Raw genomic sequence first — 17,513 nt, 5'->3', positions numbered from 1 at the left:
ACTCGCCTGAGCTCCGAGCCCTTCCTTTCGAGCGGCGGTCCCTCCCGAGGGCGATGAGGCTTGTCCGAGGGGATCTCCGCAAGCGGAGAGGAGGCCGCACATCCCAAGCAGGATGGCGGTGGTTCGCAGCGACGAGTGCATCGGCTACCTCCGGGGGGTCAGGTCTGTCGGACGCGGTGTATTCAGATTTTCCCAAATAGTAAGAATTAAACTATCGGTGCGTCTAGCCCCCCTCTCGCAGTCAGCATTTCAAGTGTCGCCCACAGCCCAACGTCTCGGGTCCAGCTGGCCCCGGTGCGCTAGGGTGCGGCTGCGTGGAGATGCCCATCGTCATCGGCCTCATGGTCGTGGCCATCGTGGTGGCCATCGCCGCCAAGCGCGCGCGGATCCCCTACAACGTGGCGCTGGTCGTGGGCGGCCTGCTCATCTCCGTGGGGAACCTGCTGCCGGGAGTGCCTCCACTCCAGCCCGAGGTGGTGTTCCTGGTGTGCCTGCCGGCGCTGCTCTTCGAGGGCGGCATCACCGCGGATCTGGGCAACGTGCGCGCCAACGCGGGGCCCATCGCCATGCTGGCGACACTGGGCATGGTGCTGGCCATTGGCGCCACCGGCGCGGCGCTCCATGAGCTGCTGAAGCTGGCGTGGGGCCCGGCGCTGCTGCTGGGCTCCATCCTCTCCGTCACGGACACGGTCTCCATCCTCTACGCGTTCCGCCGGGCGCCGGTGCCGCAGCGGCTGAGCGGCATCATGCAGGGCGAGAGCCTCTTCAATGACGGCACCGCGCTGGTGGCCTACGCCGCCATCGCCGCGGTGGTGGCGGGGGGGCAGGCGCCCTCGCCGTGGCTGCTGGGCGGACGGGTGGTGCTGGCCAGCGTGGGCGGCGGAGTGATTGGGCTGGCGCTGGGGCTGGTGGCCAGCTTCGTCATCCGCCGCACGGAGGATCCGCTCGCGGAGATCATGGCGACGACGGCGCTGGCGTTCGCCTCCTTCGCCGCGGCCGAGCAGGTGCACCTGTCCGGAGCCATCGCCGGAGTCACCGCGGGCCTCACGGTGGGCGTGGCGCTGCGCCGGGAGGTCTCTCCGCAGAGCCAGGTGGCCATCCACACCTTCTGGGAGTACGCCGCGTTCGGGGTGAACACGTTCCTGTTCCTCTCGGTGGGGCTCACCACGCGGCCCGAGGTGCTGCTGGCGCACCTGCCGGAGATTGGCATCGCGTTCGCGTGCGTGTTCGGGGGGCGGGCGGTGGCCATCTACGTGCCGTTCCTGCTCTTGCGCTGGCTGCGCCCGGCGGCCTCGGTGCCCCTGCGCTGGCAGCACGTCTTCCTGGTGGGCAACATCAAGGGCGCGCTCTCCATCGGCCTGGTGCTGGGGCTGCCGGACGGCACCCCGTCTCGCGAGCTGCTGGTGGCCATCGCCTTCGGTGTCACCTTCTTCTCGCTGGTGGGCCAGGGGCTGCTGCTCAGTGGCGCGCTGCGGAGCATGGGGCTGATCGAGCAGGATCCGGTGGCGCTCGATGTGGCCGAGCAGCAGGCGCGGCTCATCTCCAGCCGGGCGGCGCACCATGAGCTGGAGACGCTGCACTCGCAGGGGCTGGTGCCTCGAGCCGCGTACGAGCACCTGCGCAGCGACTATCAGGTGAACATCGCCCGGGCGGAGCGGGAGCTGCGGCGGCTCAACGAGCAGCACCTGGCGCAGAGCGCTCGGAGCTTGATCGCCGTGCGCCGGCGCCTCATCGACGCGGAGCGGACGGCGCTGCTGGGGGCCCGGCGCAACGGGCTGATCCCGGAGAGCACGGCGGAGGCAATGCTGGCGCGGCTGGACGAGCGCACGCTGGAGCTGGAGCACGCGCTGCACGGGCACGGGGGCGGCGGAGACTCGCAGGGAGGGTGGAAGGAATGAAGATCGTCATCGCGGGCGGGGGCCGGGTGGGCTCGGTGCTGGCGGCGCGGCTGGTGGCCGATCAGCACGCCGTGACGGTCATCGAGCGGGACGCGAGCACCTGCACCCGGCTCTTCGAGGAGGTGGGCGTGGTGACGGTGTGCGGGGACTCCACCAACCCGCAGGTGCTGGAGGCCGCGGGCATCGCCACGGCGGACGTGGCGGCGGGGGTGCTGCCGAGAGACCCGGACAACCTGGCCTTCGCCATGCTGGTGCGCAGCGTGTCCCCGGCGCGGGTGATGGTGCGCATGCTGGACACGAGCTACCGCGAGGCCTACCGGCTGGCCGGCGTGAAGGAGCTGGTCGCCGAGGCCGAGGTGGTGGTGGCGAAGATGTCCACGGCGATCGACTTTCCACAGGTAGCGGGCTCGCTGCCGCTGGTGGGCGGGGACACGCTGCTGTTCGAGCTGGCCATCAACCCGCGAGCGCTGGTGGCGGGCAAGACGGTGGCACAGGTGCGAGGCCTGGAGGGCTTTCCGCGCGAGAGCCTCTTCATTGGCGTGGTGGATCCGCAGGGTGGCACGGTGGTGCCGGACGGGAGCACGGTGCTGAAGGCGGGGAACACGGTCATCCTGGTGGCCCGGCGCTCCCAGCTAGGACAGGCGGTGGAGTTCCTCACGGCCGAGCCGAGCACGAACGCCAGCCTCACCCCGCTCACGCAAGCGCTGCGCAAGGTGGACTTCCTGGCGCCGCTGAGCGACCAGGAGCTGGTGACGGTGGCCCGCGGCGCGGAGTTCCTGCAGCGGCCGGCGGGTTCGGAGATCTTCAAGAAGGGCGATCCGGGCGAGAGCTTCTTCGTGGTGCTGGCGGGCGAGGTGCGAATGCTGGGCGATGGCGGCCAGGTGGTGGGGACGATCGGCCAGGGCGGCTTCTTCGGAGAGCTGGCGCTGCTCACCGGTGAGCCCCGCATGGCCACGGCGGTGACGGCCACCGCATGCGAGCTGGCGGTGGTGGGCCGCGAGGACTTCCGCAGCGTGGTGATGGCCAACCCGGCGGTGGCGCTGGAGATGAGCCGCATCCTCGGCCAGCGGCTCTCGCGCGCCCAGGGCGTGCCGCCCCCCTCCAAGCGCAAGGGCTTCTTCGGGCGGTAATCCGGCACATGGCCGCCGGTGGTGCATGACATGAACCAGTCTGACTGTCAGACCGGTTGCGGGAGGCCATGCCTGGCAGGTCCCCGGTGAGGCAGACTCCCTGGCCCTATGCTCAAGCTCTACCAATTCCAGCCGTCGGGAAATTGCTACAAGGTCCGCCTGCTCCTGAACCAGCTCGGCACGCCGTTCCAGGTGGTGGAGATGGACCTCATGGCTGGCGCAACGCGCACGCCGGAGTTCAAGGCGAAGAACCCCATCGCCCGAGTTCCCACTGTGGAGCTGGAGCCAGGCAAGTTCCTCGCCGAGTCCAACGCGATCCTCTGGTACTTCGCCGAGGGCACGCCATTCATCCCCACGGACAAGCTGGAGCGGGCGCGGATGCTCCAGTGGATGTTCTTCGAGCAGTACAGCCACGAGCCCTACATCGCGGTGGCTCGCGCGTGGATCTCCTTCTTCGGAGTCCCGGCCGGCAAGGAGCGCGAGCTCGAGGAGCGCATCCAGAAGGGCTACGTGGCCCTGGACGTCATGGAGGGCGAGCTGAAGCAGCGCCCGTTCTTCGCGGGCAATCAGTACAGCCTCGCGGACATCTCGCTGTACGCGTACACGCACGTGGCCGAGGAGGGCCGGTTCGATCTGAGCCGCTACCCCGCCATCCGCGCCTGGTTCGAGCGCGTCCAGGCGCAGCCCCGGCACCTGCGTATCACCGACGCCGTGCCCGCCGCGAGTTAGCCGCCGGTCCGGGCTTCGGCGGAGCAGCCAGCAGGGCCGCCAGTGAATGCTGGACGGAGTCCACCCGGACCTCGCTCTGCACGGGGCTCGTCCGGACTCCGCCGATGGCAAGCCGCGGGTTCGGCAGGAGCAGCGTGTCCCGCTCCTGGAGGACGAGCGAGTCGAGGAAGGCCACCCCTCGCGCATAGGCGTCGAGGTAGCGCCGCTGACGCGCACGATCCCGGAGCCCCGCCGCGAGCTCGGCTCCGGCGGCGAGCGCCTCGAGGTAGAGCGCGGTGGTGTACCCGGGCGAGCCGGGCTGCTGGGCGTTGAGGAACGCGCCCGTCTTCTCGGACTGGTGGGTCAACGCCCAGTCACAGATCTCGAAGGCGAAGCGAGCCGCCTCGGCATCCCGGTCCACCCGCCACCAGGCCACGGCGGCCTGAGCCAGCCAGCAGACCTGCTCCCAGCTCCTCTTGTAGAGGAAGCGGTGGCGGTAGAACCGCCGGGCCAGCGCGAGCTTCGCCTCATCCGGGGCGCTCACCTTCTTCTCCGCCGCGCGCGCGAGCGCCAGCAGCGCCTGCCCCGGGTAGACATCCTGGAACGAGTCGTCGTCGAAGGCCGGGTCCATGTAGCAACTGAAGCGGCCCTGAGCGTTGATGCTCGACCAGAGCGACGTGGCGAGCGTCGCCGCGGTGGTGTCGTCATCCCCCGTCTCGAGCAACGCGAGCAGGACGAACGAAGCCTCGGAGATAGACGTGCCCGCATCCGAGCGGATCCAGACACGCTCGGCCTCATCGAATACCAAGTCCGAGGTGAGCGCGGAGAGCAGCGTCCGAGCCCCCTGCCCCAGCGGCGCCGGTCCGAGCACCCGATGCGCCCGCGCCATCGTCCAGGCCTGATGCGCGAGCAGCGCGGTATCGAGCCCCTTGTGCGCGGTGTCGGAGAACGGCTCGTAGCGCGTGGTCTCTCCCAGGTGGCGCAGGAGGAACTTGCAGAGTGCCTGGGTCAGCCGCGTCGTCTGTTCCTTGAGCGCCTTCGGCGGAATGCCCACCGGCAAGCCATGCTCGACGCGCTGGGTCCCCTGAGCATCGGCGAGCCAGGTGACGCAGTCGAAGCGGCGCCACCGGACGGGGCCCTCGGTGAGCCCAGCCTTGGCCAGCACTGCCCGCGCATACTCGACCGGAGAGAGGTTGCCGGTGACCGCGACGGACGGAAGGAGCAACCCCGCTCGATCCTCCTGATACGCCATGAGCGCCTGCTCGGCATGGCGCGTCTGCTCGGCGGCAGCTTCCGGGTTCAGTTGACCCAGCTCGGTTGCGTTGTGGAGCAGAGAGACCGTCACCGCGAGCGCGCCGCCAGCGGCCTGGGCTCCAACGGCTGAATCCGTGAGGGCGCCGCGAGCCAGCTTCGCGAGATCGTCATCGAGCCGCGTGAGGCGAGTCTCCGCCGTGCCGGCCAGACGCCCCTGGCGATAGACACTCAAGGAGATGGAATCGACCGCGCCCTCGAGCTGCACCGGGAGACTGGCCGGAGTGGGCTCTCGTCCCTCCGAGATCGCCTGCACCACTTCAAGCGCCCGCGCGGCAATGGGCCCGCTGGCGGCCACCCAGCGCGGAGGAGCCCCGGCGGGGACACCGCTCGGCTGCCAGAGCGTGTCGGGCTCGACGGCCTTCTGGACCTGGAAGCGATAGAGGCTGAACGGCTCCCACGGCAGCAGCCGCGCCTTGTCAGTCCTCGCGCTCTCCAGTTGCTGCCACTCATGGGAGATGCCCGGCATCCGCGGAAGGACGCCGCCCATGAGGAAGGGCCGCTCGCGGCTGCGCACCACGAGGCCATAACGCTCGTTGTCGAGCTGGCCGATCTCACACTCCTCCAGCTCGGAGCAGAACGTCACCGCGATCGCGCTCTGCTCGAGCGCCGCCACCGGCTCGGCGCTCGACTGATTGAGCGCATTCGCCGCCAGGAACGCGGCCTCGGCGATCGCCACGGGAAGAGACGGCGCCTTCTCCTCCGGGAAGCTCCAGAAACCAGCACGCGCGTGGCGCTGCTGAACGTCGCCCTTGGGCCGCACGCTGACCCAGACACCGCCCGCGCCCGAGTACCGCCCCTGAATGCGTCGAGGCGCACGCAGCAGCTTCCCGGTCCGCAGCGCCTCGGCGATGACCCGGCGCGCGAGCTCGGCGGGGTGCAGCCCCTCGGGAACCTTCTCGGAGGACAGCTCGTGTGGGGGCAGGACCCGGGTGGGATTCGGAGCGAGCGGCTCCTCGTCCGGCATCCGGGCCACGAGATCATTCCAGATGTCGTACAGCGCGGCCATCCGGTAGCCGCGAGACGCCATGCGCGAGAATCCGCTCTCGTAGCCGAACCGCACCAGGCACACGCCGCCCTCGACGCGCAGGCCCGCCGCCTCCAGCCGGGCCGTGCACTCCTCCATCGAGGGCTCCAGCCCCACCGAGTCGTTGATGATGATCACCGGCTCGGAGGGATCCATCCGTCCCTCGATGGCCAGGCGAGCCTCCCCCGCCTCCGGCCCCTGACGGACCAGCAGCCCCCGGTACTTCCCCTTCGAGAGCAGCACGCAGGACTGGAGGATGGGAATGCCCGTCACGCCGAACGTCGCGAGCTGTCGCCCCTCGAAGCGCTCCAGCAACTGGAGCAAGCCCCGCCCCGCCAGCTCCGCGCCCCGCGAGGACAGCGTCACCCCGAGCGAGTCGAGCTTCCAGGGGTGCTCGCTGTCCTCACCGGCGGAGGCGCCCCGCGGCGCCGAGGACTCGCGGCGGATGCCCTCGCGCAGCAGCAGCTCGAGCAGCTCCTCCCGGTCGGAGGCAAAGGACGAGGAGGACCGTCTCGGCCGAGACCGACCCTTCTGGCCACGAGCGGCAGGCTTCCTCATCCCATCTCCGTCGACGCGTCACCCCTCCAGGTGGGGTGAGCGCGAAGCTTACTCGCCCTGGGCCGCGCGTCCTCTTTTCTCCCAGCTCACGCCGACGCGCCGGCCCCAGGCTTGGGGGGAGGCAGCGGCTCCACATCATGGAAGCGGTGGAGATCCACGACGCGGCGGCCATCCGGCTGCACGCGGATGATGTCCACCATGCGCATGTTCCAATGCAGCTCGGTGTCCAGGAACGAGTGGCGCGCGTGGATGGTCTGCCCCAGCGAGTCATCCAGCCCCGAGAGGGTGACGACGATCTCCGCCCCCTGCCTGGCGAGGGACTCGGGGGTGGCGCCGTGCAGCGGGCTGTCGGGGGTGATGGGGTGCATCACCGTCCAGGTGAGGATGAAGGCCGGCGAGCTGCTGCGCACCAGCTTCAAATCATGCATCCGGCGGATGCTCTCGCCCTCGATCGTCACCTCGTTGCGGATGAGGAAGACGCGCAGGTTGGCCTCGACGATGTGGTTGCTGCGCTCGTTGGCGACGCGGAACATCAGCGTCGGCACCCCGTCGCGCGGGGCGATGACGGCCACGTCGCTGAAGAGGACCCGGGAGCGAGGCCGGCTGAACTTGGCGAAGACGAGCCCCGTGGCCACCGCGGCGTACAGGATGCCGAACATCGCCTCCACGGTGACGAGCAGGTGCGCCGTGGTGTTGGACGGGTACATGGCCCCATAGCCAATCGTCGCGAACGTCTGCACGCTGAAGGAGAAGTGGTCGATGAAGCTGTCCGGCCGCGCGTTGCCCACTCCCTGGAAGAGGAAGTACACCGTGCCGAAGAACAGGTTGAGGACGAGGTAGGCGGCGACGAACGCCCCCATCAGCCGCACCCAGGAGCCGCTGACGAGGAAGTAATAGATGTCGCCCATCCCGGCGCTGCGAGCGCCGATGACGGAGAGCCCCCCGCCGCTCACCACGTTGAAGAGGCGGACCCGAGGCGGATCCCCTGGCTTCGCGGGAGGAACGGAAGAAGCCGAGCGTGAAGACTTTGACTGCGACGCAGAGCCGGGAGTGACAGGCAGGGCCAAGGTGGCCCCAGCTTACCCGCACCCGCCTCAAACCCGCATGGCGGCGGCGGCGATGGCCGGAACCTTGAGCCACGAGGGGGCCAGCTCGAAGTCCGCGAGCCGGCGGCTCAGCGTGGCCAACCCTCGGTGGCCGGGCATCCAGGGCGAGGGCGGGAAGCCCGTCAGCGGCGCTCGGAGGACGGCCTTTTCTATGTGCTCCAACATATAGGTATTGTGGACCCAGCCCATGCCGCTCTGGATGTTCTGGGGGGAGGAGGAGGGATGGCCTCCCCACGGCAGGCTGCCCAGGGCGAACATGGCGGCGGGCCAGTTGTTCACGGCCACCGAGCCGTAGCGCAGCTCGCGGATGGCCTTCTCCACCGCGGCCTTCACCGCCGGATCCTTGAGCGACTTCGGGTGCACCACGAGCGTGGCGCACAGCGTGCCCCACACCTTGTCATTGAGGAACGGGACCACCTGCTCCAGGAAGGCCACCGGATCGTCCGCGCCCGGCAGGCTCGTCTCGGAGAGCACGGTGCACCAGGGCTCCTGGGTGAAGACCCGGTCCTGCGACTGGAACGGATCCACGTCCGGCACCAGCGCGAAGGCCAGCTCCCCCTTGCCGGGAGTGCCCACCAGACGCAGGCCCTTGCGGCCCTCGGTGAACTGCCTCCAGCGCTGCTCGGCGCCCGGGTACCACGCGCTGCGCACCCTCGTGCGGCCCAGCGCCGTCTGCACCTCATCCACCATCTGCCCGCGGCGTTGCCACTCGCGCGGCTGCACCAGCAGCTTGGCCGAGTTGCAGTTGAAGGAGGCGTTGTTGGCCACCATGCCGGCGATGTTGCTGCCCTGGTAGCGCACCTCGCCGTCGCTGTAGGGGCCCGGCACGATAACGACGGGGGAGACGTTGCCCAGCTCGCTCGTAATGGCCTTCTTCAGCAGCGGCTCGTTGCGCGCTCGGCGGGCCTCGGCCTCCGGGCCGGGCGGGCCCCACATCAGCGCGTCATGCGTCTTGTCGCTGCCGGTGATGTGGACCTCGTCCACGTCCGGGTGGTTGACGAGCGCCGAGCCCTCCTCCGCTCCGCCGTACACCACGGCGAACACGTTGCGGCGGACCAGCGGCGCGAAGGCCTGCTCCAGGAAGGGCCCCAGGTACGCGTTCACCGGGTTCATCTTCAGGACGCACGCCGTGCCCTCGACGAAGAGCTTGTAGAGGCAGTCCGTGGGCGGAATGGAGTTGACGTTGCCCGCGCCCAGCACCGCGCACAGCCGGCCCTCATGCGGGCGGCGATAGAAGGAGGCCTGGTGCTCGCGGAGGTTGGCGGCCGTCACGCCCGGCTGGAAGTGGACCTCGCCCACGTGCCGCATCAGCAGCGTCGAGTCCAACAGGTTCGCCGGGTACAGGCGCGCACAGAGCCGCCCGTCGGGCAGCGTGCTCAGCCGCGAGGGCGGGATGTACGGGACGCCGTGGCGCTGGATGTCCTTCAAGGACTCCACCAGGAGGCGGAGGTTGCGCAGGACGATGAACGGCCCGGCCAGCCACTCCTCGCCAGCGATGGGGCTCTCGGGATCAATGCCCTTGGCCTGGCAGGCGGCTCGGACGCTGGGCTCGGCGATGGCGTGGTAGCCGCGCCGCAGCTCCTCGAGCAACGCGAGGCGCTCGGCCAGCGGCACCTTCACCCAGGCGTGCGCCCCCTCCTTGAGGCGGCGCACCAGCGATTCCAGGGACGACACGGGAGTGGCCTGTGGAGCGACGGCGAGCGTCATGAGCGGAGACCTCCTCGAGAGCAGCCAGGGCGGCCACCTTAGGCGAGCCTCCCAGGACCGTCATGGCCTTCTCAGGAGGAACAGTCTCCAGCTCCCCGCTATTGAACAGCCGCGGGCCGGACCTCAGGCCTCCACGGGCTCGGCGAGGCCCTTGCTGATGGCCTCGTCGATGAGCGACTTCAGCTTCTTCTGGCCCTCGCGAGCGAGCTTCTCCTGCTGCTCGCCGAGCTTCTCCTGCTCCTGGCCGAGCTTCTCCTGCTCCTCGCCGAGCTTCTCCTGCTGGGCCCCCAGCGCCTCCTGATCCTTCTCCAGCGCCTCCTGGTCCTTCTCCAGCGCCTCCTGGTCCTTCTCCATCTGCTTCTCGATGCGCTCGCGCTCGGCCTCGTTCGCCTGCGCCGCCGCCTGCGCGGCCTTGACGCTCAGGTCTGCCTGCTTCATGCCGAGCTGGGCCTGCTTCAGGCCCAGGGCCGCCTGCTTCTGTCCGAACTCCGCCTGCTTCAGGCCCAGCGCGGACTGCTGCTTGCCGAGCTCCGACTGCTGCGTGCCCAGCTTCGTCTGCGGCTCGAAGAGAGCGTGCACCTGTTCGAGCGTCTTCGCGTCGCGGATGACATAGGACTTGTCGCCGCGGTGCACGAAGAGGACATCCTTGCCCCCGGTGCGCAGCGCCTTGGCGCGGCGAAGGTCCGACGTCGAGCCCGCCATCGTCACGCTATCGCCCGAGACCAGGACGAAGCCCTCCATGTCGTCGTCATCATCGTCCGCCATGGCGATAAGTGGCGCCACGGGCGGAACGGGAGGCACCGGAGCCACGACCGGCACGGGGGGAACGGGAGGAACGGGAGGAACGGGAGGATGAGCCGGCACAGGCACGCTCGCCACCTTTGGAGTCACCGGCGCGGGAGCTGCGGGAGCCGCCGGCGCGGCAGGAGCCTTGGGAGCCGAGGCCACCTTCGGAGGGGCCGCGGTCGGCGCTGCCACCTTGGGCGCGGGCGCGTCCGGCTCACGGGCCACCACCTGGAACGGCACCAGCACCGCGAGCCCGAGGACGATCAGGGCTGCTCGCAGCGGGGCCCGGCCTCGGGGAGTCGAGACATCAACATGCTCCAGCATCGTCAACCTCCTGTGCAACGCGTGAAGGTGGTCGGAAGCGCCGAGCGCCGCGGCGGTTCCGTGAGGGCGGGTGACACCAAAGGCGAGCAGCAGCTGCCCGTAGTCCCCAGGCTCGGCGCCCGTGAGGCGCAGGGCCTCCGCGTCACAGGCCTCCTCGCGCGCCAGCGCATACTCGCGGACGGCCTTGCGCACGAGCGGGTGGAAGAACAGGACGGTCTCGGCGACCGCGGGCACCCAGCCGAGCCACAGGTCCCGGCGCTGGAAGTGGGCCAGCTCGTGCGCCAGCGCCATCCGCAGCGCCTCCGAGTCCAGGCGCTGGAGCGCCCTCGCGGGCAGCACCACCACGGGTGAGAGCAACCCCGTGGCCAGAGGGCTCCTCACCTCGTGAGACACCAGGAGCCGAGGCACGCGGCGCAGACCCGCCTCGAGGGCCAGCTCCTCGATGACCTCCTCCAGCTCCGGCTCACTCAACGGAAGCGCCCGCGCGCGCAGGCGCCGCATGGAGGCCCAGGCCCGCAGGTGCCCGCGCACCTGCCACGAGATCCCCAGCCCCCACACGGCGAGCAGCGCCGCGATGCCCACCTGTCTCCAGGGCACCGAGTGCTCGGGAGCCGCTCCGGCACGCGCGGTGGCCACCGTCACCACCGCGACGGGCGAGGCCCCCGGAAGAAGCGCGGAGGCCTCGCTCTCGGGAGCCTCCGCCGGCAGCAGCGGGAGCGGCACCGGGCTGAGCACTCCCAGCGACAGCACGAACTTGAGCGAGACGAGCCACCACAGGCCCGCGCGCAGCGCCGAGGGCATGCGCGGCACCACGCGCGTCAACGCCCAGACCAGGGCGGCCCACAGCGCTCCCTGCCACGAGGCCCGCCACACTCCCTCCAGCGCGGAGAGTCCCCAGCGGAGATCCATCAGCCATTGCGTGCCCATGCGCTCACTCCTTCCGCTGCTTCCGCGACCGCAACCGCGCCACGACGTCCTGGAGCTGCCGCAGCTCCTCCTCGGAGACGTCCTCGGCCTCGGCCAGATAGGTGACGAACGGCGACAGCGAGCCCGCCAGCGAGCGCTGGACGAACTCGCCCACCACGCCGCGCAGCAGCTCCTCCGCCGGCACGGGCGAGCTGTACTGGAAGATGCCCTCCACCTTGTGCCGGGTGAGGTGGCCTTTCTTCCGCAGCCGCTCCATCACCGTGATGATGGTGGAGCGCGCCAGCCCCTGCGCCTCGCCGAAGCGCTCGGCCACCTCGCCCACGGTGACGGGCCCGTGCTCGGCCACGTACCGCAGCACCGCCAGCTCTTGATCGCCCACGGCCTTCTTCATGAACCCTTCTCGCTGACTACAACTGTAGTCAGAAAGAAGGTACGCCTGACTACAACTGTAGTCAAGCCGCCAGAATCGGGCTCAGCGCTTGAAGTCCATGCCCACGCCAGCGCCCGCGGTGTAGCCAGGGACCAGCGTGCCGTCCGGCTGGGGAAAGTGAACAGTGCCGCCCGCGCCCCAGAGGTAGAACCAGTCGACGAGCCGCTGACGGAGCTCGGCGTGGACGGAGTAGCGCGGGTGCGCGCCGATTCCCACGATGATGACCCGCGCGTTGGCGAACGTCCTCCGGCCCGGGAACTTGAGCGCCAGGGTGAAGTCGGTGTCGGTGCGGCCGACGGTGAAGTGCTCCACGGAGCCCGTGGCCGAGGCGCTCATCGCCTCGACGGCGTCATCCTCCCCCACGCCCAGCTTCAGCTCGGCATAGCCGGCCAGGTTCTGATCCATGTGCTCTTCGGCCAGGGGTTTCTCGGAGAGGCCGGTGGCGGAGTAGCGGGCCAGCTCGTACGAGGGCCCGAAGAGCCCGAACCGGAAGTTGCCTCCTTCATAGCGCGCCTCCACCCGGCCGCTGATGTTCACACGGCCTGTGTCGCCTCCAATGGAGAAGCCACCAAAGCCGCCCACGTCCGGCGAGCCCGCGTTCACCCGGGTACCCGCGCCACCGATGAAGAAGAGCGCGAAGCTCTTGCTCTCGCTCTTGTAGAGCGCCGCGTCGCCGCTCACCAGCACGGCGGTGATGGGCTGCGTGCGCTCCTCCCCCACGCGCCCGAAGTCATGCGCCACGGAGGCCATGGCGTGGTAGCGGTCGACGTTCTTCTGCTCCTTGGACACGAACTGGCCGATGTCCAGCCGCAGCTCGCCCGCGAAGAGGCGCTCGGCGAGGATGTCGCTGGCGACCACCTTGACGCGCGTGGCGAGCCCCGCGTTGACGGTGAGCTCGGCGCCTGTCGGGTGATAGTCGGGCGAGAGCTGGTTGTCGTAGCGCTCCACCAGGTGCCCCTCGCCGAGCGTGAAGGCCTCGAAGGGGTGGACGCGCAGGGTGGCCACGTTGTTCTCACGGCCGATGCTCAGCTCGCGGAGCACCTGGCCATAGTCGCTGAGCGTGTCCCAGTCCTCGCGCCGCAGGTGTCCGCCGTAGTCCAGCTCGGCCTGCTTCGGCTCGGCATCGATGAGGCGGAAGCGCAGCGGCGCGCCCAGCTCGATGGCGAAGGTATCCCCGTGGGCCAGGCGCGCCACCGGCACGGCGAGCGCGAAGATGTCCTGTCCCCCCCCCCGCGTCCCCGAGGGCAGGCTCAGCGGCCCCGCCTCGAGCCCCAGGAAGAATGACGTCCCCTGCGGAGGAGCCTGCTGGGAAGCCTGCTCGGGAGCCTGCTCGGGAGCCTCTTGAGAAGCCTCCTGGGAAGAGGCTTCGCCTTCAGCGGTGCCCCCTTCCGCGGGGGGTGAATTCAGCACGAAGACCAGGACGAGGAGCGGGGCGACATTCATGCCCGGCCACTCTGACCCATCCCTCGCGGTCCGTGAAGGAACGCGCGCGTGAAACCTGCGAATAATGCGGCCACCGCTCGCCCAGCCAACAGGGGTGCAGGCGTCGGCCGTGCACCCACCTCGACCTCCGAGGGGACTCAGGGCTCGGAGGGAGCCTGCACCACCGGAAGGCTCGCGGGGTGGGGCCGCTCGGGCAGGCCCATGAACCACCGCGTCAACAGCCGGAAGCCGGTGGCCAGCAAGCCCTGCTCGTGTCGCAGCGACTCGAAGAGGCTCTCGTCCAGCACCGACTCCTCGGGATCGATGATGAGCTCGTCCGGCTCCAAGGGCTTGAGCAGCGGGCTTTGATCGAACAGCGTCTCCAAGGGGTGCGGGCGCAGGCGGTGCTTCCCGCTCGCCGCCACCTCCTGCAGGAAGGGCACCAGCCGCGCCGCGTGCGTCAGCTCGCGCACGGCGGCCTGGCCTCGCAGCCCGGTGTGCTCCGCCAGCAGGCTCACGCGCAGCCGGCGGATGGCGCGTCGCAGCGCGTCTCCGGCCTGCTCCTCCCGCGCCTCCCAGGCCAGGTTCAGCTCCGAGTCCAACCCGAGGCTGCGGTTGGTGGTATTGGCCGAGCCCAGCGTGAGGAAGCGGTCGTCCACCACCATCAGCTTCGAGTGGATATAGGTGAACCGGTCCTCGCCCTGCTCCGTGCGCGCCGCCGTGCAGTACACGCCCAGCGAGTGCCCCGTCTCCCGCGCCACGCGCTGCAGCACCCGCAACAGCCTCACCTGGGCCACGCCCATGGCGAGCTGCTCGCGCAGCGCCTCGGGTTGCCGCGGCAGCACGAAGACGAGCTGCAGCGGGCCTCGCGTCCGGTCGCGCATGCGGCGCACCAGGGCCTGGAAGATGGCGCGCGAGGAGAAGTACTGGTTCTCCAGATAGATGAAGCGCTCGGCACAGCGGATGGCGTCCAGGTAGAGCGCGCGCACCTCCTGCACCGGCTCCTGGAAGGGCACCAGCGTCTTGCCAAAAGTCCGGCTGAGCGCCACCGGCCCCGGCGGCAGCATCAGCGTGGCCTCCACGTCGAGCTCATCGCGCGCCACCGGCGCCGGCAGCCGCAGCGGGCCGCCTCCGGAGTTGAACCAGCGCGCCTCGAACAGCTCCACCAGCCGCCCCACCACCGGGCCGGTGAGCACCGCCTGCACGTCATGATAGGGGCCGTGCGGATCGCGCCCCGTGTCGCAGCGCATCGAGGAGCGCGCCGGATGGCCGCGGTCGTCCCAGCGGCAGTCGCAGAGGTCCATTCCCCCCACGAACGCCAGCTGCCCGTCGATGAGCACCAGCTTCTGGTGGTGCGCCCCGGACAGCGGAGCCGACCCATCGAAGCGGAAGCGGATCCGGTCGCTGTTCCAGTTGAAGATCACCTGCTGCATCCACTCGCGCTCGAGCGCGAGCAGCAGGCTGAAGTCCCACGCGAGGATGTAGATCTGCAGCTCCGGGTTCTGTAGGCACAGCTCTCGCAGCAGCGGGAGCATCCTCACCTCGCCCCGCGCCTCCCGAGCGTCCTCGCCGCGCAGCAGCGCGACGTCACTGTCAAACTGCCATCCGGTGATGGCGATGTACTGCTTCGCTCGGCGGGCCGCCCGATAGAACGCGCGGTAGTAGTCCCGCGCGTCGATGAGCACACCCGCCTGATCAGCCTCGGCCTGCAGCCAGCAGTTGGAGCCGGGATCAACGATGCGTCTCACGGTGTCACTCCCGGTCGCCTACCTCCCCAGGCGCCAGCACTTCTGACGGCGGGTTCAGCCCACGACGACAATGTGCTTGCCGGTGGCCAGCGTCATCGTCGGCGAGGACACCACGCGCGCCACCTTCTTCACCTCGCCGCCCACCGTGTCGAAGGCCGCCGCGATCAGATCCCCCAGCGTCACCTGAACCCGGCGCATGGGCTTCACCCCCTCCGCCGTCGCCCGCGCCACCTTCGTCTGCTTCGCCTGCTTGACCTGCTCACGCCGCTGAGTCTTCGCCATGGTCTTGTCTCCCTGAGGTGCTGGTTGCTTGTGCCGTACTCGACCACCCGACCCGCCGCCGCCCTGCGCAGACTCCTTCAGCAACCGCCATGCCGTGAGACAACCCCCTGTTTTCATGGGGGAGCCCTCATGCCGATGGATCAGATCCTCCCCCCCATGCCCTGACTTTTTTTCAGAATGGCCCCGATGGCCGGAATGAATGACCGGCTCGGCTGCGCCTCCAGGGCCGAGGAAAGTCCACGGCCAGACACGTTGTTACAAAGACATGTGTCGCCGCGGCGCGTCACCTGCTTGACGGTAGGGGGCCTTCCATCGCGGACCATTTGCTTTTGACGGCTCTAGCCACTTCAATGGAAGCGCAGGGGATCGCCGAGATGCCCGAGATCCGGCCCCCAAGACGCGCCCTGTCCGGGTCGAGTCCACGATGACCAATTCGTTCCCGAACTCTGAGGTAGTGGGACAGGCGATCCTCTCCATCGTAGGCGGCATGGAGGTGGTGCAGTCACGAGCCCTGCGGATCCTCGCGGAGAACGGCATCACCCCGCTCAAGCCGGACCAGTGGTACTCGCTCAACAACCTGCTCAACGCCTTCAAGCTGATCTTCGAGAAGATTGGCCCCAGCACCGTGCGGGCCATTGGCCGGAAGATCCCCGAGCACGCTCAGTTCCCCCCGGATGTGGACAACCTGGAGAAGGGGCTGCGCTCCATCGACGTGGCCTACCACATGGCGCACCGGGGCAGCGATCCGATCGGCGGGTATCACTACGAGCAGACGGACCGGCGTAGCGCAAAAATGCGGTGTGACAATCCGTATCCCTGTGACTTGGACCTGGGGTTGGTCGAGGCCATCTGCGACCGCTACCGCCCCAAGGATTCACTCTGGGTTCGTATCGAGCATGATCCTCGGAGTTGCCGTCGCCGAGGTGATGCCTCGTGCACATATCTCATCACCTGGTAAGCCGTCCCTCTCCGGCAGCGGTTGAATGCTTCAGCGGGGTTCTCTCCAACCGTTACATCAACGAAGCGCACACTGGAAAGGTCGGAGGATGCCATGAGGGATGTCCTGGAGCACATTGAAGCCAAGCAGGCGGACTTCGCCAAGCATCCGTTCTTCACAGAGCTCCGGATGGACCGTCCCCTGGAGCAGATCGCCTCCTTTGCGCCGCGCCTGGCCTTCTGGGTGATGACCTTCCAGGACATCCTCCGCCTGAACGAGCAGATGGTGCAGGACCCAGCGCTCAAGCGCGTGGCTCGCCACCACCGGGACGAGGACCTGGGGCACGAGCGCTGGTTCCTCGAGGACATCGCGAAGCTGACGGGGGAGCCCCTCACCATCAGCGCCCTGTACGGCCGAGCGAGCGCCTCCACGCGGGATGCCGCCTACCAGCTCATCACCGAGGTGTACCGCGCGACGGATGATCGGCTGCGCATTGTGTTGGTGCTGGTGCTGGAGTCCACCGGCCATGTCTTCTTCGGCCGCACCGCCGCGCTCACCAACGCGGCGGTGAACAGCCCGCAGAAGCTCAAATACTTCTCGGACTTCCACCTGCACATCGAACAGGCCCACGAGGTGTTCGAGTCACAGATGGAGGCGCGGATCCTCACCATCCCCATGCCGCCGCGGCTCGTGGACGAGGCCATCGCGCTGGTGGATCGGGCGTACGCCGCCTTCGACTCGATGTTCCAAGGCCTGCGAGACGAGCTGGCGCTGCGCCGCGAGAAGACGGAGGGGCCCAAGCGCACGGAGCCGCCCGCCGCGGTGCTGGCCGCGTCTTCTCCCGCGAGCGCCCAGGAGCCGCGGCATGAGAGCCCGCCGGACAAGACGGAGAATCCCTGGGGCGAGGCCGCCACCCTGTGACGCCGAGCCCGGCGGAGGAAACCGGCGAGCGCCGCGAGCTCGAGGCCTTCCTCGACAGCTTCATCGCCGCGTGGAACCGCCATGACGCGGCGGCCATGGCGACGCACTGGGTGCCGGAAGGGGATCTGCTCAACACCCGGGGGCACCATGCGCGGGGCCGCGCCGAGGTGGAGCACCTGCTGGCCAGCGAGCACTCGGGACCGCTGCGAGACACCCACACGAAGATGGTGCTGATGAGCCTGCGCGCGCTGACGCCCGGAATGGTGTTCGCGGACGCGCGGATGACCGTGG

General features: G+C 69.3%; 14 protein-coding genes. 6 read left to right on the top strand and 8 right to left on the bottom strand.

The window, feature by feature from the left end:
- Positions 1-320 precede the first annotated feature (320 nt).
- The 3 genes from ACJ8AT_RS39525 to ACJ8AT_RS39515 all read left to right on the top strand — a co-directional run bounded on the left by ACJ8AT_RS39525 (position 321) and on the right by ACJ8AT_RS39515 (position 3,757).
- Complete coding sequence (locus tag ACJ8AT_RS39525; protein WP_407743195.1) at positions 321-1,898, top strand: cation:proton antiporter; 1,578 nt, start codon at positions 321-323, stop codon at positions 1,896-1,898.
- A complete protein-coding gene (locus tag ACJ8AT_RS39520; RefSeq protein WP_407743174.1) occupies positions 1,895-3,028 on the top strand; it encodes an NAD-binding protein in 1,134 nt (377 codons plus the stop codon). The genes ACJ8AT_RS39525 and ACJ8AT_RS39520 overlap by 4 nt, the downstream gene beginning before the upstream one ends.
- Positions 3,029-3,136: 108 nt before the next feature.
- Positions 3,137-3,757: a glutathione S-transferase family protein gene (locus tag ACJ8AT_RS39515; protein ID WP_407743173.1), complete on the top strand. Its 621-nt coding sequence runs from the start codon at positions 3,137-3,139 to the stop codon at positions 3,755-3,757.
- On the opposite strand, the gene ACJ8AT_RS39510 is transcribed toward ACJ8AT_RS39515, so the two are convergent.
- The 8 genes from ACJ8AT_RS39510 to ACJ8AT_RS39475 form a co-directional block, all read right to left on the bottom strand.
- Positions 3,729-6,632 carry a hypothetical protein gene (locus tag ACJ8AT_RS39510; protein ID WP_407743172.1) on the bottom strand — a complete coding sequence of 968 codons (2,904 nt, stop codon included), beginning with the start codon at positions 6,630-6,632 and terminating at the stop codon, positions 3,729-3,731. The genes ACJ8AT_RS39515 and ACJ8AT_RS39510 overlap by 29 nt on opposite strands.
- Positions 6,633-6,718: 86 nt before the next feature.
- A complete protein-coding gene (locus ACJ8AT_RS39505) occupies positions 6,719-7,588 on the bottom strand; it encodes an ion channel (protein WP_407743171.1) in 870 nt (289 codons plus the stop codon).
- A 138-nt stretch (positions 7,589-7,726) separates the two neighbouring features.
- A complete protein-coding gene (locus ACJ8AT_RS39500; RefSeq protein WP_407743170.1) occupies positions 7,727-9,445 on the bottom strand; it encodes an aldehyde dehydrogenase family protein in 1,719 nt (572 codons plus the stop codon).
- Positions 9,446-9,568: 123 nt separating this feature from the next.
- Positions 9,569-11,482, bottom strand: coding sequence for a M56 family metallopeptidase (locus ACJ8AT_RS39495; protein ID WP_407743169.1), 1,914 nt, complete (start codon positions 11,480-11,482; stop codon positions 9,569-9,571).
- A gap of 4 nt (positions 11,483-11,486) precedes the next feature.
- A complete protein-coding gene (locus ACJ8AT_RS39490) occupies positions 11,487-11,873 on the bottom strand; it encodes a BlaI/MecI/CopY family transcriptional regulator (RefSeq protein WP_407743168.1) in 387 nt (128 codons plus the stop codon).
- Positions 11,874-11,954: 81 nt separating this feature from the next.
- On the bottom strand, positions 11,955-13,355 hold the full coding sequence (locus ACJ8AT_RS39485; RefSeq protein ID WP_407743167.1) for a hypothetical protein: 1,401 nt from the start codon (positions 13,353-13,355) through the stop codon (positions 11,955-11,957).
- 137 nt (positions 13,356-13,492) lie between these two features.
- The gene (locus ACJ8AT_RS39480) at positions 13,493-15,082 is read right to left on the bottom strand and encodes a phospholipase D-like domain-containing protein (protein WP_407743166.1); all 1,590 of its coding nucleotides are present in this window, start codon (positions 15,080-15,082) and stop codon (positions 13,493-13,495) included.
- Positions 15,083-15,136: 54 nt separating this feature from the next.
- Positions 15,137-15,364, bottom strand: coding sequence for a chaperonin (locus ACJ8AT_RS39475; protein ID WP_407743164.1), 228 nt, complete (start codon positions 15,362-15,364; stop codon positions 15,137-15,139).
- A 424-nt stretch (positions 15,365-15,788) separates the two neighbouring features.
- Here ACJ8AT_RS39475 and ACJ8AT_RS39470 point away from each other — a divergent pair, with 424 nt between their 5' ends.
- The 3 genes from ACJ8AT_RS39470 to ACJ8AT_RS39460 all read left to right on the top strand — a co-directional run.
- Positions 15,789-16,322 (top strand): hypothetical protein, encoded by a 534-nt coding sequence (locus ACJ8AT_RS39470; protein WP_407743163.1) that lies wholly within the window; start codon positions 15,789-15,791, stop codon positions 16,320-16,322.
- Between the two features lie 93 nt (positions 16,323-16,415).
- Positions 16,416-17,222, top strand: coding sequence for a hypothetical protein (locus tag ACJ8AT_RS39465; RefSeq protein ID WP_407743162.1), 807 nt, complete (start codon positions 16,416-16,418; stop codon positions 17,220-17,222).
- On the top strand, positions 17,219-17,513 hold a 295-nt coding region (locus tag ACJ8AT_RS39460), incomplete at its 3' end, for an SgcJ/EcaC family oxidoreductase (protein WP_407743161.1). The genes ACJ8AT_RS39465 and ACJ8AT_RS39460, both read left to right, overlap by 4 nt.

The sequence above is a fragment of the Hyalangium sp. genome (genome assembly GCF_045802625.1).
Lineage (GTDB): Bacteria > Myxococcota > Myxococcia > Myxococcales > Myxococcaceae > Hyalangium.
This window is presented reverse-complemented; position numbering and strand designations above follow the sequence as displayed.